Origin of the sequence: Streptomyces sp. NBC_00459 (assembly GCF_036013955.1) — a bacterium.
GTDB lineage: Bacteria > Actinomycetota > Actinomycetes > Streptomycetales > Streptomycetaceae > Streptomyces.
On sequence record NZ_CP107903.1, the window covers coordinates 6004730 to 6025677 of the forward strand.

Below are 20948 nucleotides of genomic sequence, written 5' to 3' on the forward strand. Positions count from 1 at the left end.
GCTCGTGGTGTGTCGCCCGGGGAATCCCGCTGAGCGGCCGGGTGTCGGCAACGCTGGTCAGAATCCCCACGGCCCGTGGCTGTCATGGCAGGCACCCCGCCGTTCGCCCCGGGCGACGCGGAGGTTCGGCGGCTGTCCTCGTCGGTGGGGCAGCCGCTGCCGTTCGGGGCGTTTCGGGCCTCCCTTTTTCTCCACTGTGCAGAATGTCAAACTTCCCCACCCGCTTTTGTACACAAATGGCTCATGACGTGGCCCCCGTCATGAGCGATAGCCTGGTGGCGTGATCAGCGCGATACGTCGCGGGGGCGTCATGGCCCCTGCCCTGCGCCCGGAATGCACGGACCACATCCGTGCCCGGGTGGCGATCGCTGGTCGGCGCGGGCGGGACGGAACCCCGAGGGTTCCCAGGACGCCGTACGCATCCCACGGACCGGTGTTGCCGAGAGCAGCGTCACACTCCGCGAGGGTGCCGAGAATGGCTGATAACCCCCCGCTCTTCCCACCCTGCGGCATAGCGTCGGAACAGACCGGAGACCCCGCGTCGAGGCGTTGTACCGGAAGAGGGACCGAACTTCCTTCTACGTCACGCAACGGCGCGCGACAGGAGTCAGAGGACAATGCAGACCAAGCTGGACGAAGCCAAGGCCGAGCTGCTCGAGAGGGCCGCCCGGGTAGCTGAGAACAGCCCGGTCGGGGGGCACCTACCGACTGGGACGACACGTGCAACCCTGCCCGGCGGAGACCCCGGAACCCGGGACCACGACACCGTGCTCGCGTTCCTCCAGCGCTACTACCTGCACACCGCCCCGGAGGACCTCGTCGGCCGCGACCCGGTGGACGTCTTCGGCGCGGCCTTCTCGCACTACCGGCTGGGCGAGACGCGTCCGCAGGGTACGGCGAGCGTGCGGGTGCACACCCCGTCCGTCGAGGAGAACGGCTGGGCGTCGACGCACTCCGTCGTCGAGGTCGTGACCGACGACATGCCCTTCCTCGTCGACTCGGTCACCAACGAGCTGTCCCGGCAGAATCGCGGCATCCACCTCGTCATCCATCCGCAGTTCGTCGTACGACGGGATCTGACGGGCCGGCTCATCGAGGTACTTCCCGCCCAGGCCACCGGGAGTGCGGCCGTCGGGGGCGCCGACCTGCCGCACGACGCGCACGTCGAGTCGTGGATCCACGTCGAGATCGACCGCGAGACCGACCGCGCCGATCTGAAGCAGATCACCAACGACCTGCTGCGCGTGCTGTCCGACACCCGTGAGGCCGTCGAGGACTGGGAGAAGATGCGCGACGCGGCACTGCGCATCGCCGACGAGCTGCCCAAGGAGCCGACCGCCGACGACCTGGTCGACCAGGACGTCGAGGAGGCGCGCGAACTGCTGCGCTGGCTCGCGCAGGACCACTTCACCTTCCTCGGCTACCGCGAGTACGAACTGCGCGGAGACGACTCGCTGGCCGCCGTGCCCGGGACCGGGCTCGGCATCCTGCGGGCCGACCCGCACCACTCCGAGGAGGAGGGCCACCCGGTCAGCCCGTCCTTCGAGCGGCTGCCCGCCGATGCCCGGGCCAAGGCCCGCGAGCACAAACTCCTCATCCTGACGAAGGCCAACAGCCGCGCCACCGTGCACCGTCCTTCCTACCTCGACTACGTCGGGGTCAAGAAGTTCGACGAGAACGGTGAGGTCGTCGGTGAGCGGCGGTTCCTGGGGCTGTTCTCCTCGGCCGCCTACACCGAGTCCGTGCGCCGGGTGCCCGTCGTCCGCCGCAAGGTCGAAGAGGTGCTGCGGGCCGCCGGGTTCTCGCCCGACAGCCATGACGGCCGCGATCTGCTCCAGATCATGGAGACCTACCCGCGCGACGAGATCTTCCAGACGCCGCCCGACGAACTCCGGACGATCGTCACCTCGGTGCTCTACCTCCAGGAACGGCGCCGGCTGCGGCTCTACCTCCGCCAGGACGAGTACGGGCGTTACTACTCCGCCCTCGTCTACCTGCCCCGCGACCGGTACACCACCGGCGTACGGCTGCGGATCATCGACATCCTCAAGGAGGAACTCGGCGGCACCAACGTCGACTTCACCGCCTGGAACACCGAATCCATCCTGTCGCGGCTGCACTTCGTCGTCCGTGTACCGCAGGGCACCGAACTGCCGCAGCTGTCCGACCAGGACAAGGAGCGCATCGAGGCACGACTCGTCGAGGCAGCCCGGTCCTGGGCCGACGGCTTCGGCGAAGCCCTCAACGCCGAGTGCGGAGAGGAGCGCGCCGCCGAACTGCTGCGCCGCTACGGGAACGCCTTCCCCGAGGGCTACAAGGCCGACCACACGCCGCGTGCCGCCGTCGCCGACCTCGTCCACCTCGAAAAGCTGGGCGTCGGCACGAACTTCGCGCTGAGCCTGTACGAGCCGGTGGGCGCCGCGCCCGGTGAGCGCCGCTTCAAGATCTACCGCACAGGCGAGTCCGTCTCGCTGTCCTCCGTGCTCCCCGTCCTCAACCGGCTCGGCGTCGAGGTGATCGACGAGCGGCCGTACGAGCTGCGCTGCTCGGACCGGACCACCGCGTGGATCTACGACTTCGGGCTCCGGCTGCCCAAGTCGCTGAGCGGCGGCGGGGATTATCTCGGGGACGACGGCCGCGAGCGTTTCCAGGAGGCTTTCTCGGCCACCTGGACGGGGCAGGCCGAGAACGACGGTTTCAACGCGCTGGTGCTGAGCGCGGGCCTCGACTGGCGTCAGGCGGTGGTGCTGCGCGCGTACGCCAAGTACCTGCGGCAGGCCGGTTCCACGTTCAGCCAGGACTACATGGAGGACACCCTCCGCAACAACGTCCACACCACCCGGCTGCTGGTGTCGCTGTTCGAGGCGCGGATGTCGCCGGAGCGGCAGCGGGCGGGCGTCGAGCTGACCGACGCCCTCCTGGAGGAGCTGGACGCCGCCCTCGACCAGGTGGCCTCCCTCGACGAGGACCGCATCCTGCGGTCCTTCCTCACCGTCATCAAGGCGACCCTGCGGACGAACTTCTACCAGGAGAGCGCGGGCGGCAAGCCGCACGACTACGTCTCCATGAAGTTCGACCCGCAGGCCATCCCGGACCTGCCGGCGCCGCGTCCGGCGTACGAGATCTGGGTCTACTCGCCGAAGGTCGAAGGCGTCCACCTTCGGTTCGGGAAGGTCGCGCGCGGTGGGCTGCGCTGGTCCGACCGGCGTGAGGACTTCCGTACCGAGATCCTCGGGCTCGTCAAGGCGCAGATGGTGAAGAACACCGTCATCGTGCCGGTCGGCGCCAAGGGCGGATTCGTCGCCAAGCAGCTGCCGGATCCGAGCGAGGACCGGGACGCGTGGCTCGCCGAGGGGGTCAGGAGCTACAGGACGTTCATCTCGGCGCTCCTCGACATCACCGACAACCTGGTGGCCGGCGAGGTCGTGCCGCCCGCCGACGTCGTACGGCACGACGAGGACGACACCTATCTCGTCGTCGCCGCCGACAAGGGCACGGCGACCTTCTCGGACATCGCCAACGAGGTGGCCCAGGCGTACAACTTCTGGCTCGGGGACGCCTTCGCCTCAGGCGGCTCGGCCGGGTACGACCACAAGGGCATGGGCATCACCGCGCGCGGCGCCTGGGAGTCCGTCAAGCGGCACTTCCGCGAGCTGGGCGTCGACACCCAGAGCGAGGACTTCACCGTCGTCGGTGTCGGTGACATGAGCGGTGACGTGTTCGGCAACGGCATGCTGCTGAGCGAACACATCCGCCTGGTCGCCGCCTTCGACCACCGGCACATCTTCATCGACCCGAAGCCCGACGCGGCCACCTCCTACGCGGAGCGGCGGCGCCTGTTCGAGCTGCCGAGGTCCAGCTGGGCGGACTATGACAGCCAGTTGATCTCGGCCGGGGGCGGCGTCTTCCCCCGTTCCGCCAAGGCCATCGCGGTCAACGCGCACATCCGTGAGGCGCTCGGCATCGAGGCCGCGGTCGGCAAGATGACACCGGCCGACCTGATGAAGGCGATCCTCCAGGCGCCGGTCGACCTGCTGTGGAACGGCGGCATCGGCACGTACGTCAAGGCGAGTACGGAGTCGCACGCCGACGTCGGTGACAAGGCCAACGACGCCATCCGCGTCGACGGCGCCGACCTGCGCGTCAGGGTCGTCGGCGAGGGCGGAAACCTCGGGCTCACCCAGCTCGGGCGGATCGAGTTCGCCCAGGTCGGCGGGAAGATCAACACCGACGCCATCGACAACAGCGCGGGCGTGGACACCTCCGACCACGAGGTGAACATCAAGATCCTGCTCAACTCCCTTGTCGTGGAAGGCGACATGACGGTCAAGCAGCGCAACAAGCTGCTCGCCCAGATGACCGACGAGGTCGGCAAGCTCGTCCTGCGCAACAACTACGCGCAGAACACGGCCATCGCCAACGCCCTCGCCCAGTCCAAGGACATGCTCCACGCCCAGCAGCGCTTCATGCGCCACCTGGTCCGGGAAGGGCATCTGGACCGGGCGCTGGAGTTCCTCCCGACCGACCGGCAGATCCGCGAACGCCTGGGCGGCGGCCAGGGGCTGACCGGTCCGGAGACGGCCGTGCTCCTCGCGTACACGAAGATCACGGTCGCCGACGAGCTGTTGAAGACCTCGCTGCCCGAAGACCCGTATCTGCGCCGTCTGTTGGACGCCTACTTCCCGAGCGCGCTGCGCAAGAAGTTCCCCGAGCAGATCGACGGGCACGCGCTGCGCCGCGAGATCATCACGACGGTTCTCGTCAACGACACGGTCAACACGGGCGGTACGAGCTTCCTGCACCGGCTGCGCGAGGAGACCGGCGCCTCGCTGGAGGAGGTGGTGCGGGCGCAGACCGCGGCTCGCGCGATCTTCAACTCCGGTGCGGTGTGGGACGGGGTCGAGGCGCTCGACAACACGGTCGAGGCCGCCGTCCAGACCCGGATCCGCCTTCACTCGCGGCGACTTGTCGAGCGTGGCACGCGCTGGCTGCTCAACAACCGGCCGCAGCCGGTGCAGTTGACGGAGACCGTCGAGTTCTTCGGCGAGCGGGTCGGTCAGGTCTGGTCCCAGCTGGGCCGGTTGCTGAGCGGTGCGGATCTGGAGTGGTACCAGAAGATCTACGACGAGCTGACGGGCGCAGGCGTCCCGGACGAACTCGCCACCCGGGTCGCGGGCTTCTCGTCCGCCTTCCCGACGCTGGACATCGTCTCGGTCGCCGACCGGATGGGCCGCGACCCGATGGACGTGGCCGAGGTCTACTACGACCTCGCCGACCGCCTCCACATCACCCAGCTGATGGACCGCATCATCGAGCTGCCGCGCGCCGACCGCTGGCAGTCCATGGCCCGCGCCTCCATCCGCGAGGACCTGTACGCGGCCCACGCGTCCCTCACGGCGGACGTCCTCGCGGCCGGCAACGGCTCGTCGACGCCCGAGCAGCGCTTCAAGGCGTGGGAGGAGAAGAACACCGCACTCCTGGGCCGGGCGCGCACGACCCTGGAGGAGATCCAGAGCTCGGACGCCTTCGACCTGGCGAACCTGTCGGTCGCGATGCGGACGATGCGGACGCTGCTGCGGTCCCATTCGTAGGCGGTGTGCGAACAAGGCGCCCCCGGCCGTCACGGCCGGGGGCGCCCCTTTTTCTTGACAACTGTTAGAGAAAAGCAGACAGGGAATTTACCCTTTCCTGCTAGACGGGACGCCTCGGTTAAAGTCGCGGGCGTGAGTGTGAATGTCTCCGAGGACCGGCTGTCCGTTCCTGTCCGACCGGTGCGGCGCGTAATCCTCGAAGCGGCGAAATTCGGAGCCGTCGGCGGCAGCGGCGTCCTGGTGAACTTCCTGGTCTTCAACCTGCTGTTGCACGGGCTGGGTTGGCGGGCGATGACGGCCACGGTCCTCGCCAGCCTCATCGCCATGGGCACGAACTATCTGGGTTTCCGCTATTTCACGTACCGGGACAGGGCCTCACGTACCAGGCAGCAGATCGCGCTGTTCTTCGTGTTCAGCGCGATCGGCATCGCGATGGAAAGCGGGCTGTTCTACATCGGTTATCACGGTCTGGGATTGCATGGGCCCGTCGAGTCGAACGAGGTGAAAGGCGTCTCGATCGTGCTCGCCTCGGCGTTCCGCTTCCTCGTCTACCGGACCTGGGTGTTCCGGCATTAGTCGGCCGGCACGGGCTCAGGCGGCCCGGGCGGGCTTCGACGGGCGGTTGGTGAAGGCCTCGTACTCCTTCAGTACGTCGTCCGTCGGGCCGTCCATGCGGAGTTCGCCGCGTTCCAGCCACAGGACACGGTCGCAGGTGTCGCGGATCGACTTGTTGTTGTGACTGACCAGGAACACCGTGCCCGCGTGCTGGCGCAGCTCCCGGATGCGTTCCTCGGAGCGCTGCTGGAACGAGCGGTCGCCGGTCGCCAGCGCCTCGTCGATCAGCAGTACGTCGTGGTCCTTGGCGGCGGCGATGGAGAAGCGCAGGCGGGCTCCCATGCCGGAGGAGTACGTCCGCATCGGGAGGGTGATGAAGTCGCCCTTCTCGTTGATCCCGGAGAAATCGACGATGCCCTGGTAGCGCTCCTTGATCTGCTCCCGGGACATGCCCATCGCGAGACCGCCGAGGTAGACGTTCCGCTCGCCCGTCAGGTCGCCCATCAGGGCCGCGTTGACGCCGAGGAGGGAGGGCTGGCCGTCCGTGTAGATGCTGCCGTTCTCCACCGGCAGCAGTCCGGCGACCGCCTTGAGCAGCGTGGACTTGCCGGAGCCGTTGGTGCCGATCAGGCCGATGGCCTCGCCGCGGTAGGCGACGAAGGAGACGTTCTTGACGGCGTGCACCTTGCGCACACCGGCCGCCTTCTCGCTCTGTTTGCGCCGCATCATGCGGTTGAGGGCGGCGGTCGCGGTGCCTCGTCCGGCGCCCGTGCCGTTGACCCGGTAGACGATGTCGACGCCGTTGGCGACGACGGTGGGGATCAGCTCGTCCGGCGTCTCGTCCTGGATGTTGTTCGGGTTCTCAGCCACGGCCGTACGTCTCCTCAGCCTTCCAGAAGTAGATGAAACCGCCGACGCCCGCGAGCAGCGCCCAGCCGGTCGCGATCGGCCAGACGTGCGCAGGCAGCTGGCTGGAGTGGTAGCTGTCGATCAGGGCGAAGCGCATCAGGTCGATGTAGATCGCCGCCGGGTTGGTCTCCAGCATCACCACCACCACGTGCGGCAGGTTGTCCTTCTTGCCCAGCTTGTCGAGGCTCCACATCACGCCTGACACGTACATCCAGGTGCGCAGGATGAACGGCATCAGCTGGGCGATGTCCGGAGTCGACGCGCCCATCCGCGCCATGATCATCGCCACGCCCGCGTTGAACACGAACTGGAGTGCAAGAGCGGGGACGACCAGCAGCCAGGAGGCGGTGACGGGGATGCCGAAGCAGAGCAGGATGACGATCAGCGCGGTCATCGAGAACAGCAGCTGCTGGAGCTGCTGGATGCAGAAGGAGATCGGCAGGGCCGCACGCGGGAAGTGCAGGGCCCGGACGAGGCCGAGGTTGCCGGCGATCGCGCGGGTGCCCGCCATGATCGCGCCCTGCGTGAACGTCCAGATGAACACGCCTGTGACCAGGAACGGGATGTAGTCCGGCACCCCGTGCTTGGTGCCCAGCAGGACGCCGAAGATGAAGTAGTAGACCGCCGCGTTGAGCAGCGGGGTCATCACCTGCCAGATCTGGCCGAGCTTCGCCTGGCTGTACTGGGCGGTGAGCTTGGCGGTGGCGAACGCGGTGATGAAGTGGCGCCGCGCCCACAGCTGGCTGACGTACGTGCGCAGGGTGGGGCGGGCGCCGCTGACCGAGAGGCCGTACCGGACGGCGAGCGCCGTGAGGTGGTCGCCTGCCTGCGTGACCTGCGAGGGGGGTGGCGTGGACAGGGGCGGTGTGTCGAGGGCCTGGCTCACATCCGCTGCTTTCGCTCGGGGGGAAGAGGGGGCGCGACCGGTTCCCGTTTCAGGCGTCCCCCGCCGTTTCCCTGGGTTCCTTACGCGATTCTTGCCATACTCTTACGTCGGGACGGGACCGTATCGTCGTGACGGGAGCGTATTCCGATTCGGCGTCGGAACGCAACCGTTTCGTCGTCACGCCCCTATGCTGGTCCGTATGACGACGAACACCGACGAGCCCGGGACCGCACCGGCACGGACCCGCCGCCGGGCCCCCGCCGGAGCCGCCGTACTGCGGGAGGACGTGACGGAGGCCATCCGGGCAGCCGTGTTCGAGGAGCTGGCGGCCGTCGGATATGCCCGGATGTCCATCGAGGGCATCGCGCGCCGGGCGGGCGTCGGCAAGACGGCGGTGTACCGGCGCTGGCGTTCGAAACTGCACCTGGTGCTCGACCTGGTCTCGGCGATCGCGGTGCAGGGGCTGCCGGCGCCGGACACCGGCACGCTGGAGGGCGACCTGCGGCTGCTGTACGAGCTGACGTCACGCGCGCTGCGCCACCCGGTGGCCTCGCAGGTCATCCCCGACCTCCAGGCGGAGGCCGCCCGCAATCCCGAGATCGCCGACGCCATGCAGAAGGCGCTGCGGGAGGGACAGGACGGGGTCGCGAGCGGGATCGTCGCGGCGGCGGAGGAACGGGGTGAGGTCCGCCGGGGCATCGACGCCGACCTGGCCCTCGACCTGATCTCGGGGCCGCTCTACTGGCGATCGGTCGTGATCCGCAGTCCGAAGCTGCCGAAGGGGTATCTGGCGGCGCTGGCCCGGGCGACCACAGCGGCGCTCAAGGCGCTGTAGAACACGTGCGGGAACGGGGGCGGGCGGTGACCAATGGTCACCGCCCGCCCCCGTTCCCGCCGCTGACTCAGGCCCGCTGCACCTGCCCCCGGCCCTTCAGCAGGGCCGACCCCGCGCCCAGCGACACGACTCCCATGCCCACGGCGGTCGCGATGCCCTGTGCGCCGTCGACAGCGAAGGGCGCGACGGCCGCCACGGCGAGGTTGAAGAGGAACAGGAACCAGAGGACCGGACGGGACGAGAGCAATGCCTTCATGGGATGTCCTACCTTTCAAGGGTGGTTGCTCTGGTCGTTCGTAAGATCGGAGGGCCCAGGGGTTCTGGGTATGGCTGTCATGGCGGCGCCGTTGGCAAGGCTCAAAGGACTTGGCCGCCCGGGACCCCGCGACGACTCGACCGCCAATTGGGAGACGCGACCCGATCGCTGCTGTAGGACAACGTCGGCGAGGTCGTCTGCGGGTGACAGGTGAGACGGCGAGGTGGCGGAGGTGACCGTGCCCGAGATCTGGGCCGGAGTGGACATCGGCAAGGAACATCACCACTGCGTGGTGATCAATACGGACGGTGAACGGCTGCTGTCGCGCCGGGTACTCAACGACGAGAGCGAGCTGCTCCAGCTGATCGGTGACGTCCTGGCGATATCCACCGACGTGCTGTGGGCCGTCGACCTCAACCACGGTGGCGCCGCCCTGCTGATCGGCCTGCTCCTCAGCCACGACCAGCCCATGGCCTATCTGACCGGCCTGGCGGTCCACCGCGCCTCGGCCACCTACAAGGGCGAGGGCAAGACCGACGCGAAGGATGCCTTCGTCATCGCCGACCAGGCCCGGGTCCGCCGGGACCTCGGCCTGCTGCGGCCCGGCGACGAGATCGCCGTCGACCTGCGCACGCTGACCAACCGGCGCCTGGACGTGGTCTTCGACCGCACCCGGCAGATCAACCGTCTGCGGGCCCAACTCCTTGAGATATTCCCCGCGTTGGAGCGATCCCTGGACCTGGTCAACAAGGGGCCGGTCATGCTGCTGACCGGCTACCAGACCCCGGCCGCGATCCGTCGCGCCGGTGCCAAGCGCATTGAGACCTGGCTGAAGAACCGCAAGGTCCGCAGCGCCGCCGTCCTCGCGAGGACGGCCGTGGAGGCCGCCCAGGCCCAGCAGACCGCGCTGCCCGGTGAGAAGCTGGCTGCCGCCATGGTGGCCCGCCTCGCGAAGGGGGTGATGGCCCTCGATGAGGAGATCGCCGAGCTCGACGCCCTGATCGAGGCCCGGTTTCGCGAGCATCCGCACGCCGAGGTGATCCGCAGCCTGCCCGGCATGGGCCCGAAGCTCGGTGCCGAGTTCATCGCCGCGACCGGTGGCGACATGGATGCCTTCGGCAGCGCCGACCGCCTGGCCGGCTTCGCCGGCCTCGCTCCCAGACCCCGTGACTCCGGCCGCGTCAGCGGCAACCTCCGCAGGCCCAGGCGATACCACCGCGGCCTGCTGCGGTCGATGTATCTCTCGGCGATGGTCAGCACCACGACGTGCCCCGCGTCCAAGGCGTACTACCAGCGCAAGCGGAGCGAGGGGAAGGGCCACAAGCAGGCCCTGCTCGCGCTCGCCCGCCGCAGGCTCAACGTCCTGTGGGCCATGATCCGTGACGGACAGTGCTATCAAGGTTCACCTCCCGTCACGGGAGCGGCTTGACATCACGATTGGGAAGTCCTTTCGGGGACTTCGGGGACTTCGGGGACTTCGGGGACTTCGGGGACTTCGGGGGAGCCGTGAACTTCCGAGATCAACCATCCCGGCAGCCGCCCGCCGCCACGAGGGAGTGCGCTCCCGAACCGGTGGTGTAGCGGGCTGCACCACCGCCCGGGGAGCAGACTCTCCCGCGCACCCGCCGACCCGTCGCCTAGCCTGATGACCATGTGGAAGACACTGCGGCAAGCAGCGCGGGCCACGGTCCAGCTGGTCGCGGTCGCGATCCTGGCCTTCGGCTCGTACATATTCATCACCGTCCTGCTGATCACGGCCACCGTCTCGCTTGCGGTCGTCGGCATCGGGATGCTCCCCGAGACGGTCCTGCTCATCCGCCGGATCGCGGGCACCAAGCGCCGGATGGCGACCGAGTGGTCGGGCGTGGAGATCCCGGAGGCGTATCTGCCCATCGAGGGCAGGCTGAAGGAGAAGCTGCGCATCGTGGTCCGCGACCCCGGCACGCGCACCGACCTGCGCTGGATGCTCGCCCACTACGTGTACGGCGCCCTGCCGCTGCTGATGATCCCGCTCTGGCCGGTGGGTCTGGTCGTCGACGGTGTGTGGTCCGGACTGCTGCGCCGCGAGGCGGTCGTCCTCCCCCTGATCGGCAGGCTCGCCGACCTCGACGCCTCCTGGTCGGCCGCCCTGCTCAAGCCCTCCCCGAAGGCGCGGCTAGTCGAGCGGGTCGAGCAGCTGAAGGCGACCCGGGCCGACGCGGTCGCCGCGCACGGCGCCGAACTCCGGCGCATCGAACGGGACCTGCACGACGGCGCCCAGGCCCGCCTGGTCTCCCTGTCCATGCGGATCGGCCTCGCGAAACGGGCCTACGACCGTGACCCGGAGGCCGCCCGCAAGCTGCTGGAGGACGCCCAGGACCAGGCCGAGGAGGCGCTGACCGAGCTGCGCAACGTGGTGCGCGGCATCCATCCGCCGATCCTCACGGACCGGGGTCTGGTGGGCGCCGTACGGGCGTTGGCGTCGAGCAGCGGTCTGGAGGTCGGCGTGGTCGACGACGGTGTCGAGGACGGCGTAAGGGCGCCCGCGGCGGTGGAGGCCGCCGCGTACTTCGTGGTCGCCGAGGCGCTGACGAACGCGGCGAAGTACAGCGGTTCGCCGACCGCGTGGGTCGAACTCGCGCGCGTACCAAGGGGGTTGAAGGTCCGGGTGGGTGACCACGGCCAGGGCGGCGCCGACGAGAAGGGTGGCACCGGACTGCTCGGGATGCGCCGCCGGGTGGCCGCGCTGGACGGAAGCGTGGACGTGTCGAGCCCGGTAGGGGGGCCGACCGTGATCGAGGTGGAACTGCCCTGCGTATGGTGAGCGCGACCGCCGCACGGCCGGTGGGCTGGACCGGATCGAGAACAGGACCGTCATGCGCGTAGTGATCGCCGAGGACAACGCCCTCCTGAGACAAGGGCTCGTCCTGCTGCTGACGTCGGCCGGCCACGAGGTCCTGGCCGAAGTGGGCAGCGGCCCCGAAGTGCTGCCGGCCCTTCTCGAACACCGCCCGGACGCCGCCGTACTGGACGTCCGGATGCCCCCCGGCTTCCGGGACGAGGGGCTGCGGGCGGCGCTGGAGGCGAGGGAGCAGATCCCCGGCCTTCCGGTGCTGGTCCTCTCCCAGTACGTGGAGGAGTCGTACGCGGCGGAGCTGTTGGGCGGCGGAGCGAGCGGCGTCGGCTATCTCCTGAAGGACCGCATCGGCAGGGTCGACGAGTTCCTGGACGCCCTGGAGCGCGTCGCCGCCGGTGGCACGGCTCTCGACCCCGAGGTGGTCGCCGAACTCCTCGTCCGCCGCCGCGACTCACCCCTCGACTCCCTCACCCCGCGCGAGCGCGAGGTCCTCAAGCTGATGGCGGAGGGCCACGACAACACGATGATCGCCAAGACCCTGGTGGTCACGGACCGCTCGGTCAGCAAACACATCGGCAACGTGTTCCTGAAGCTGGGCCTGCCCCCGAGCGACAGCGGACACCGACGGGTGCTGGCGGTACTGGCGTACCTGAACAACAAGTAGGGCCCGGCTACCGGGCGACCAGGCTGCGCGCCAGCTTCTCCAACTCCGGCGCGTGCAGCACCCGTTCGCCGAAACCCGGCAGGGGTACGTGCAACGGCTCGGTCCAGCGCGCGGGAATGCCGGTGACGCCGTACACCGCGCCCGCGAGGGTGCCGGTGACAGCTGCGACGGTGTCGGTGTCGCCGCCGAGGTCGATCGCCGCGCGGACGGCCTCCTCGTACGAGGACGTGGTCCGCAGTGCCCAGACGGCGCAGCCGAGGCAGGGCCAGACGGCGCCGTTGAACTCGGTGGCCAGGTCCGGATGCCAGTCGGAGGAGAGCACGGTGGCGTAGCGGGCCCGGTGTTCGGGGTGGACCGCGGCGAGGGCCTCCGGTACGGCGGTGAGCGGGTCGTCGCCGTCCAGCGCGACCCGCACCAGCTCGTGGCAGAGAGCGGTCCCCTCCCAGGCGGCGCGGTCCCCGTGGGTGAGCGCGGCGATGCGCCGACCGGCGTCCATCGTGGCCTGTCGGCCCTCGCCCGCGAAGTACACGGCCGAGGTGGCCGCCCGCATCAACGCGCCGTTCCCCGCGCCGCGTTGACTGGTCTGAAAATGCAGGGCGGCGGCCACGTCCCAGTCGTCGGGGCCGCACAGCACCGCCTCCGTCTGCAGCCCGATGTCCTTCGGCTCGCTCACCGCCCACCTTCGGAACCGCCGGAAGACGTCCGGGAGTTCGAGCCCACCACACTCCAACAGCGATTCCCCGACCAGCACAGCCATCTGCGTGTCGTCGGTCGCCTCGCCCGGGTCCCAGCCACCGCCCCCGCACATCTCGCCGCCCTGGCCGACCGAGGGGAAGCGCGCGGAGAAGGCACCCTCGGGGCCGAACTCGAAGGGAGCGCCCAGCGCGTCACCGACGGCCGAACCGACGACGGCGCCGACCGCGAGCCGCGCGCGTTCCTGCTGAGCACTCCGGTCGTCCACATCCGCAGAATACGGAGGCCGCCGTATCCGTGGTGCCGTCAGGGTGCCGTCAGGGTGCCGTCGTCCCCGCCTCCGGATGCAGACGCACCCAGCCCTCCCACGCCGAGGTGATCATGTCCTGGACGTCGTGTTTCGCCTTCCAGCCCAGTTCCGCGGCGATGCGGTCGGCCGAGGCCACGACCCTCGCCGGGTCGCCCGGGCGGCGCGGGGCCACCACCGGGGGCAGGGTGCGGCCCGTCACGGCGTTCACGCGGTCGATCATCTCGCGGACCGAAACGCCCTCCCCCCGGCCGATGTTGAGGGTGAGTTCGCGGCCCGGTGTCGCCTCCAGCGCCCGGGCCGTCGCCACATGGGCCTCCGCCAGGTCCGTCACATGGATGTAGTCCCGGACGCACGTGCCGTCCGGGGTCGGATAGTCGTCGCCGAAGACGCGCGGGGGTTCGCCGGCCGTCAGGCGTTCGAAGATCATGGGGATGATGTTGAAGACGCCCACGTCCGCCAGCTCCGGGGCCGCCGCGCCCGCCACGTTGAAGTAGCGGAGGGAGGCGGTGGAAAGGCCCGTCGCCCGGCCCGTCGCGCGGACCAGCCACTCGCCCGCCAGCTTCGTCTCGCCGTACGGGCTCATCGGCGCGCACGGGGTGTCCTCCGTCACCAGGGACCCGTCCCGCGCGGCGGACGGCATGCCGTACACCGCCGCCGAGGACGAGAACACGAACGACGGGACGCGGGCCGCCGTGACCGCGTCCAGCAGGACGCGCAGCCCCTCCACGTTCTCCCGGTAGTAGTGCAGGGGGCGGTCCACCGACTCGCCCACCTGCTTCTTCGCCGCCAGATGGACCACGCCCGTCACCTCGTGGTCCCGCAGGGCACGTGCCACCCGCTCCCCGTCCAGGGTCGAGCCGACCACCAGCGGTACGCCGTCCGGCACGCGCTCGGCGATTCCGGTGGACAGGTCGTCGTACACCACAGTCCGTACGCCCGCTTCGGTCATCGCGCGCACGACGTGCGCCCCGATGTAGCCGGCGCCGCCGGTGATCAGCCAGGTCATGTTCGGCCGTCCCCTCGTGTGGTCAGGTGGTCGGTTGGTCGGTTGAACTTTGTCAGCCAACTCCCGTTAAGGCGCACTAAGTTCCCGCTCGGGCAGCGGACGGGCCGAAGAAGGGGCCGGAAACGGAACCGTGGCCGGGCGGGCCGAGCGCCACAGCCGTACGAAGGACAGGATCGCCGCAGCGCCCAGCAGACCGTTGCGTACGACCATCACCGCCACCCCGGTCCACGTGCAGTGCACGACCTCGGCGTACAGGACCGGGTAGTCGAGACCGCTGACCGCCGCGGCCGCCAGCAGCAGCCACGCCACCGGACGCTGACTCGTGTACCGCGAGGTCAGGCACACGGCGGCCAGTCCGAGCAGCCAGACCATGTACTGCGGGCTGATCACCCGGCTGGTGACCGTGAAGAGGAGTACGGCGGTCAGCGCCGCGTCGAACGGTGTCGCCTCCGTCCAGTGCCGGGCCCGCACCCGCCACAGCAGCAGAAGCCCGAACGCCACGGCCGTCAGGGCGAGGGACAGCGCGGCCACGGCCGAGACGTGCGGGCCCACGAACTCCATCGAGCCGTACTGGTAGCGCACGCGCCCCTCCCACCCGGCGCGCGTGGCGAGGGAGAGCGCGGTACCGCCGAACGACTCGATCTGTACGCCCCGCCCGCCCTGCTGACGCAGGAAGGAGAACGGGTTGCTGAACACCGTCGCCAGGAGCGCCAGGGCGGCCGTCGCCGTGATCGTCGCGGAGGTCCACGCCGACCGGGTCGTCCGGCCCTTCTCCATGCCCAGCAGCACCAGCGCGGGCCAGACCTTCACCAGGGCGCCGAGCGCCGCGAACGCGCCGCACGCGCGCGGGGAGCGCGACAACGTCAACAGGGAGATGACGGCGAACGCCGTGACCTGCACGTCGTAGCGCGCGAGCGGCACCTGGAGGAGAAGAGGCAGGCTGACTGTCCAGTACACGGCACCGCGCAGGGATCGGCCCGGACGCCTTCCCGTGCGCGTGAGGGCCAGCAGAACCAGGACGTCGGCGGCGAGTGTGAGCGCCACGAACGCCTCGAAATACGTCAGCGCCGGCAGCAGAGCGGGCGACAACAGCACCGGACCCGCGCCCGGCGGGTACTGCCACAGCGTGTCGTCTGCCGGAAACGTGCCCTGCGTGAGGACGCCGTACCAGCGGAAGTACAGCCGCTGCACCTCACGTGCCACCCCGCCGCCGCCGAGCAGCGGGATGTCGTCGTGGACCAGCAGCCACAGCATCAGGGCGCGGGAGGCGGCCCAGCCGACGGCGAGGGTGAGGAGGCGGGCGGTGGGGGTGGGGGGTCTCGTCACGGCGGGATCGTAAGCCGCACGGATGCCATATTCACGTCAATTCTGTGCCGATAGCAAATAAACAGTGTCTAATCGCACAAAATCAGGCCTGTGATCAACAGACCGATGAACAAGGAGATGAACAAGAAGACAGCCGCCGTCGCGGTCCCCGTGATCCCCATGGCCGTCATGCTGGTGATCGGCTGCTGGGGGCTCGACCGGAACGGCATATGGCGTGACGAGGCGGCCACCTTCCAGGTCGCGCGCCGCACGGTTCCGCAGATCTGGCGGCTGCTGCACCAGGTCGACGCCGTGCACGGCCTGTACTACCTGTTCATGCGGCCCGTCCTCGCCGTCCACCCCGGTGAGGTCCTCCTGCGGATTCCGTCCGTCCTCGCCGCGGCCGTGACCGCCGGCCTCGTCGCGGCTCTCGGCGCCCGTCTGGCCCGCCCGCGCGTCGGCCTCTGGGCCGGTCTGCTGTACGCCATCAACCCGATGGTCGGCCACTACGCCCAGGAGGGCCGGTCGTACGCGATGGTCGCCGCCGGCGCCGCCGGTGCGACGCTGCTGCTGGTCCGGGCGGTCGGGGGTCGCTCCTGGGTGCCGTACGGAGCGGTCGTCGCCGTCACCTGCCTCCTCCACGAGTTCGCCGTACTGCTGCTCCTCGCCCACGCGGTGACCCTCGCGCTCGCCCGCGTCCCCCGGCGCGTGTGGGCCGGCTGGCTGTGCGCGGCCGGCACCGTGGTGCTGGCGGTGCTCCCGCTGGCGCTGCTCTCGCACGCCCAGTCGGCGCAAGTGGCATGGCTGCGGCCACCCGGCCAGAGCAGCGTGGACCACCTCGTACGTCAGTTCGCCGGCCCGACGGACGAGGTCCTCGCGCCCTGCCTGATCCTCATCTACGTGGCGTCGAGCCGCCCCTGGGGCCGTGGCCTGTCCCTCCCCGCCGTCGCGCTCCCCCTGCTCGTCGTACCGCCCGCGATCCTCATGACCGGCTCCCAGTGGTCACCGCTCTACGACGCCCGTTACGTCCTGTACGCCCTTGCCGGCGCCCCTCTTCTCGTCGCCGCCGGGGCCGACCGCATCGCGCGGGCCGTGCCGCGGCTGCCCCGGGCGACCGTCACCGCGGCCGGGGCGCTCGCCGTGGTCCTTGTCTGTGTGCACCAACTGCCGCTGCTCCGGGAGGACCGTTCCATGGCCCAGCGCGGCGGCGAGAACCTCGCCGTGGCCTCCGCGCTCGCGTCCCGTGAACTGCGCCCCGGCGATCCGGTGCTGTTCCTGCCGGCGATCGGACGGCGCTCGGCGCTGGCGTACCCGAAGGGGTTCCGCGGCTCCCGGGACGTGGCGCTGGCCGAGTCCGCGCGCACATCGGGCACGCTGTACGGCGTCGAGGTGAACCCGGCTGTGCTGCGGCGACGACTGGCGGGCCTGGACCATGTCTGGCTGATCGCGGAACCGTACGCCCTACGCCCGTCCTGGCCCCCGGGCAGCCCGACCGAGCGGACCAAACTGGCGGTGGTGGAGAAGGAGTTCGAGCCGAGGAGGGAGCTGGCGGGAAGCGGGGTGACGCTGCGCCTCTATGAACGCAGGCCCATGCCGGCGCGCCCCATAGGGGCGCGGGGCTGTATCGATATGCGGCTCCGCCGCGTGGGCGCGACCAGCCACGACGGCGCCGCAGCCGACCGACGCACCTCAGCGCTTTGCGGAACAGGCACAGGCACAGCGCCTACGCGTCCAGCGCCGCCGCGTCCAGAGCGACGGTGAGTTCGTCGAGACGGGCCCGCAACGCCCGGATCTCGTCCACGTCGAAACTGGTCGCCGCGACGATCCGGCGCGGCACCTGAAGTGCCCGCTCGCGCAGCGCGAGGCCCTCCTCGGTCGCCCTCACCTCCACCGACCGCTCGTCCCGGGCGCTGCGCTCGCGCCGGACGAGACCGGCCGTCTCCAGCCGCTTGAGCAGCGGCGACAGTGTGCCGGAGTCGAGGCGCAGATGTTCGCCGACCTTCTTCACGGGCAGCTGTCCGTGTTCCCACAGCACGAGCATCACCAGGTATTGGGGGTAGGTGAGCCCGAGGTCCTTGAGGACCACGCGATAGACGCCGTTGAAGGCGCGCGACGCCGCGTTCAGGGAGAAGCAGATCTGCTGGTCGAGACGGAGGAAGTCCTCGGCGGAGGTTGCTGACATGCCTCCACGATACCTCTTTGCCCGTCATTTAGTTGTGCACAATTAAATTGTGTGCTCTACTTATCTTCATCAAGGAGCCCCGCAGGAGGCTCCGGCAGGAATGCCAAGAAGCCAAGAAGCTCTGATGTTGATGAGTTCGATGAGAGGGACGGGTTCCATGGACGCGATCTACACCGCAGTCGCCACCGCCACGCACGGCCGCGAGGGCCGCGCCGTCAGCTCCGACGGCAAGGTCGACCTCCCGCTGGCCATGCCGGTCGAGCTGGGCGGCAACGGTGCCGGAACCAACCCCGAGCAGCTCTTCGCCGCCGGCTACGCCGCCTGTTTCGGCAGCGCGCTTGGCCTGGTCGGCCGTAACGCCAAGGTCGACGTCAGCGACGCCGCCGTGACCGCCGAGGTCGGCATAGGCAAGCAGGGCGAGGGCTTCGGCCTCAAGGTCGCCCTCCGTGTCGAGCTGCCCGACACCGTCGACGCGGAGACCGGCCGCAAGCTCGTCGAGCAGGCCCACCAGGTCTGCCCGTACTCCAACGCGACGCGCGGCAACATCGAGGTCGAGCTCGTCATCGAGTAGTCCGTCGAGCGGTAGGGCAAGAGCGGTACGTCGCTCAGGAACAGGTGGGGACGGGCGTGCCGTCGGTGCTGGACTGCGGGTGCGGCACGCTCGCGAGCGGAGCGTTGGCGGACGTGGCCGCCGCCGACGGCACCGGGTGGCGCTCGGCGAGCGGAGTGACCGGCGCCTGCCCGGCCGTCCCGCCCAGCACCAGCCGCTGAACGACCCGTTCGGCGGCGCGCCCGTCGTCGTACGGACAGAACCGCTCGCGGAACGCCCCCCGCAGCTGCGCGGAGCGTGAACCGCGCCAGTGGCCGGTCGCGAAGATGTCGATCAGCTCGTCCTCGCTGCGCGCGATCGCGCCCGGCGGGAAGGCACGCAGATCGAAGTAGGTGCCACGGGCCGCCTCGTACGCCTCCCGGTCGTCCGAGTGGATCACGATCGGCCGGTCCAGGTTGGCGTAGTCGAACATCAGCGACGAGTAGTCGGTGACCAGCGCGTCCGAGGCGAGGCACAGCGACTCGATGCTCGGGTGGTCGGTCACGTCGATGAGCCGGCCACCCGAGGCGGGCGTCAGCGGAGCGTCGTAGATGTGGTGCGCGCGAGCCAACAGCACGTAGCGCGGGCCGAGTTGGCGCAGGACGCGTTCGAGGTCGAGGGTGTGGCGGGGGGTGCGCAGATAGTCGCGGTGGGTGGGCGCGTACAGGATCGCGACCGATCCCTCGGGGATGCCGAGTGACTCGCGCAGCCGGGTCACGTCCGCCGAAGTCGCCTGCTGGAACACGTCGTTGCGGGGCTGCCCGGTTTCGAGGGTGGTGTAACCGCCGGGGAAGACCCGCTCCCACACGAGGGTCGAGTGGCGGTTGGCCGACAGACAGTGGTCCCAGGTGTCGACGTCCGCGAGGAGCGCGGTGAAGTCGGTGCCACGGGCGGCGGCCGGCCGGTCCTGGAGGTCGAGGCCCATGCGCTTCAGCGGCGTCCCGGCCTGCGTCTGGATCACTGTCTGCCCGGCCCGCTTCACGAACCTCTCGTCCCAACTCACGTTGCTCACCAGGTACTTGGAGCGGGCCAGCGCCGTCCAGTAGGCGGCGGTGCCCGGCCGCACCCGGGCGGTCGCCGTCGGGAGCGTGTGATGGTGCTCGGGGCGGGCGACCCACGCCGTCCGCATACCCGGCACGAAGGAACGGAACGCGGCTTCCAGTGCGCCCGGGTTGCAGCCGTACCCGCGCCCGGAGTGGCTGGTGAAGACGGCCCGGTCGGCGCGCAGCGGCAACCGCCGCTGGATCCCGTAGTGCAGCCGCAGCGCGGCCGAACGGACGCTGCGCGCAACGGACTTGACGAAGCGGGTGATGTGCCTGCGCAGGGCGGACGCGAGACGCATCGCCCGATACGTGCGGTAGCTGCCCGTCCGGACGAGGAGGTGCCGCAGCCGCGAGTGCAGCGGAACTGCGGCTCCCGGGGTGCGGTAACGGCGGTAGTGGGCCCGGGACCTGCGCAGGAACTCGGCACGGGCGGTGCGCGGCAGACCGTCCGGACGGTCCAGCACCGACATCAGCTGATCGACCATCCGCCGGAACAACACCGGCCGCCAGTGCGCGAGTTCGGGGCGCGCGTCGACGAACGCGAAGACCCGGTCGTACTGCTCGTGGATGTCGAAGTGCCCGTGATCGCCACGATCGGCGGGAGCGCCGGTGACCTGCCGCTGCCGACGGTGGTGGACGCAGACCCGGTCCAGGGTGGCGACCGACTCGGCGGCCAGCAGCGCCGGAACCGTCCAGGAGGTGTCCGTGTGGGCGCCGGGCGCGAAGGTGAGCTTCTCGCTCTCGACGAACTCCCGCCGGTAGGCCTTGTTCCAGGCCACCAGCGGCAGCTTGAGCAGCAACGGACGGTCGTCGAGGCGGAAGGGGACGGGACCCTGCTCGGTGAGCTGATGGAGGAACGGGCTGCGGACGGTTTCGCCGGTCCAGAGGGCGTGCGCGTGGTCGTAGACGACGACGTCCGGGTCGCCCGCCTCCTTGATCCGGTCGGCGATCGCCCGCAGCGCGTCCGGGGCGAGGGTGTCGTCGCCGTCCACGAAGACGAGATAGTCCCCGGTGGCGTGCTCGATCCCCGCGTTGCGCGCCCCGCCCACCCCGCCGTTCTCCGGCAGATGGACGGCGCGCACACGGGCGTCGCGTGCCGCGAACTCGTCGACGAGCGCACCGCAGGCGTCGGGCGAGCTGTCGTCGACGGCGATCACTTCGAGATCCGGATACGACTGGCCGAGCACCGATTCAAGGCAGTCCTGCAGATACGCCTGAACCTTGTACGCGGGGACGATGACACTGAACCTGGGCAAGGCACATCCATGGGTCGGTGGGTCGGCACGGG

16 protein-coding genes are annotated in these 20948 nt (G+C 69.9%); 8 read left to right on the forward strand and 8 right to left on the reverse strand.

Annotated features, from left to right (window positions below; genetic code table 11):
• Nucleotides 1-617 precede the first annotated feature (617 nt).
• Nucleotides 618-5591 (forward strand): NAD-glutamate dehydrogenase, encoded by a 4974-nt coding sequence (locus OHN74_RS26605; RefSeq protein ID WP_327697111.1) that lies wholly within the window; start codon nucleotides 618-620, stop codon nucleotides 5589-5591.
• Nucleotides 5592-5723: 132 nt separating this feature from the next.
• Nucleotides 5724-6167: a GtrA family protein gene (locus tag OHN74_RS26610; RefSeq protein ID WP_327697112.1), complete on the forward strand. Its 444-nt coding sequence runs from the start codon at nucleotides 5724-5726 to the stop codon at nucleotides 6165-6167.
• A gap of 15 nt (nucleotides 6168-6182) precedes the next feature.
• Here OHN74_RS26610 and OHN74_RS26615 read toward each other — a convergent pair whose 3' ends face one another.
• The gene (locus OHN74_RS26615) at nucleotides 6183-7016 is read right to left on the reverse strand and encodes an ABC transporter ATP-binding protein (RefSeq protein ID WP_327697113.1); all 834 of its coding nucleotides are present in this window, start codon (nucleotides 7014-7016) and stop codon (nucleotides 6183-6185) included.
• On the reverse strand, nucleotides 7009-7941 hold the full coding sequence (locus OHN74_RS26620) for an ABC transporter permease (RefSeq protein WP_443060450.1): 933 nt from the start codon (nucleotides 7939-7941) through the stop codon (nucleotides 7009-7011). Before OHN74_RS26620 ends, OHN74_RS26615 begins: the two co-directional genes overlap by 8 nt.
• 187 nt (nucleotides 7942-8128) lie before the next feature.
• Between OHN74_RS26620 and OHN74_RS26625 the strand changes: the two genes are divergently transcribed.
• Nucleotides 8129-8776 carry a TetR/AcrR family transcriptional regulator gene (locus tag OHN74_RS26625; protein ID WP_327697114.1) on the forward strand — a complete coding sequence of 216 codons (648 nt, stop codon included), beginning with the start codon at nucleotides 8129-8131 and terminating at the stop codon, nucleotides 8774-8776.
• 67 nt (nucleotides 8777-8843) lie between these two features.
• Here the strand turns inward: OHN74_RS26625 and OHN74_RS26630 are convergent, their stop codons facing one another.
• Nucleotides 8844-9032 (reverse strand): hypothetical protein, encoded by a 189-nt coding sequence (locus tag OHN74_RS26630; protein WP_327697115.1) that lies wholly within the window; start codon nucleotides 9030-9032, stop codon nucleotides 8844-8846.
• Nucleotides 9033-9270: 238 nt separating this feature from the next.
• On the opposite strand from OHN74_RS26630, the gene OHN74_RS26635 reads away from it, so the two are divergent.
• The 3 genes from OHN74_RS26635 (at nucleotide 9271) to OHN74_RS26645 (ending at nucleotide 12532) form a co-directional block, all read left to right on the forward strand.
• Nucleotides 9271-10461 (forward strand): IS110 family transposase, encoded by a 1191-nt coding sequence (locus tag OHN74_RS26635; RefSeq protein ID WP_443060541.1) that lies wholly within the window; start codon nucleotides 9271-9273, stop codon nucleotides 10459-10461.
• 222 nt (nucleotides 10462-10683) lie between these two features.
• Nucleotides 10684-11835 carry a sensor histidine kinase gene (locus OHN74_RS26640; protein ID WP_327697116.1) on the forward strand — a complete coding sequence of 384 codons (1152 nt, stop codon included), beginning with the start codon at nucleotides 10684-10686 and terminating at the stop codon, nucleotides 11833-11835.
• 52 nt (nucleotides 11836-11887) lie between these two features.
• The gene (locus OHN74_RS26645) at nucleotides 11888-12532 is read left to right on the forward strand and encodes a response regulator transcription factor (RefSeq protein WP_327697117.1); all 645 of its coding nucleotides are present in this window, start codon (nucleotides 11888-11890) and stop codon (nucleotides 12530-12532) included.
• Between the two features lie 7 nt (nucleotides 12533-12539).
• On the opposite strand, the gene OHN74_RS26650 is transcribed toward OHN74_RS26645, so the two are convergent.
• The 3 genes from OHN74_RS26650 to OHN74_RS26660 form a co-directional block, all read right to left on the reverse strand.
• Nucleotides 12540-13493: an ADP-ribosylglycohydrolase family protein gene (locus OHN74_RS26650; protein WP_327697118.1), complete on the reverse strand. Its 954-nt coding sequence runs from the start codon at nucleotides 13491-13493 to the stop codon at nucleotides 12540-12542.
• A gap of 49 nt (nucleotides 13494-13542) precedes the next feature.
• On the reverse strand, nucleotides 13543-14541 hold the full coding sequence (gene galE, locus OHN74_RS26655; protein ID WP_327697119.1) for a UDP-glucose 4-epimerase GalE: 999 nt from the start codon (nucleotides 14539-14541) through the stop codon (nucleotides 13543-13545).
• Nucleotides 14542-14607: 66 nt separating this feature from the next.
• Nucleotides 14608-15867, reverse strand: a complete 1260-nt coding sequence (locus tag OHN74_RS26660) for a glycosyltransferase 87 family protein (protein ID WP_443060451.1) — start codon at nucleotides 15865-15867, stop codon at nucleotides 14608-14610.
• Between the two features lie 90 nt (nucleotides 15868-15957).
• Between OHN74_RS26660 and OHN74_RS26665 the strand changes: the two genes are divergently transcribed.
• On the forward strand, nucleotides 15958-17607 hold the full coding sequence (locus OHN74_RS26665; protein WP_327697120.1) for a glycosyltransferase family 39 protein: 1650 nt from the start codon (nucleotides 15958-15960) through the stop codon (nucleotides 17605-17607).
• Here OHN74_RS26665 and OHN74_RS26670 read toward each other — a convergent pair.
• A complete protein-coding gene (locus tag OHN74_RS26670; RefSeq protein WP_189148241.1) occupies nucleotides 17570-18028 on the reverse strand; it encodes a MarR family winged helix-turn-helix transcriptional regulator in 459 nt (152 codons plus the stop codon). The genes OHN74_RS26665 and OHN74_RS26670 overlap by 38 nt on opposite strands.
• A 157-nt stretch (nucleotides 18029-18185) precedes the next feature.
• Between OHN74_RS26670 and OHN74_RS26675 the strand changes: the two genes are divergently transcribed.
• Nucleotides 18186-18599: an organic hydroperoxide resistance protein gene (locus OHN74_RS26675; RefSeq protein WP_327700285.1), complete on the forward strand. Its 414-nt coding sequence runs from the start codon at nucleotides 18186-18188 to the stop codon at nucleotides 18597-18599.
• A gap of 34 nt (nucleotides 18600-18633) precedes the next feature.
• Here OHN74_RS26675 and OHN74_RS26680 read toward each other — a convergent pair whose 3' ends face one another.
• Nucleotides 18634-20916 (reverse strand): bifunctional glycosyltransferase/CDP-glycerol:glycerophosphate glycerophosphotransferase, encoded by a 2283-nt coding sequence (locus OHN74_RS26680; protein WP_327697121.1) that lies wholly within the window; start codon nucleotides 20914-20916, stop codon nucleotides 18634-18636.
• Nucleotides 20917-20948: the final 32 nt, after the last annotated feature.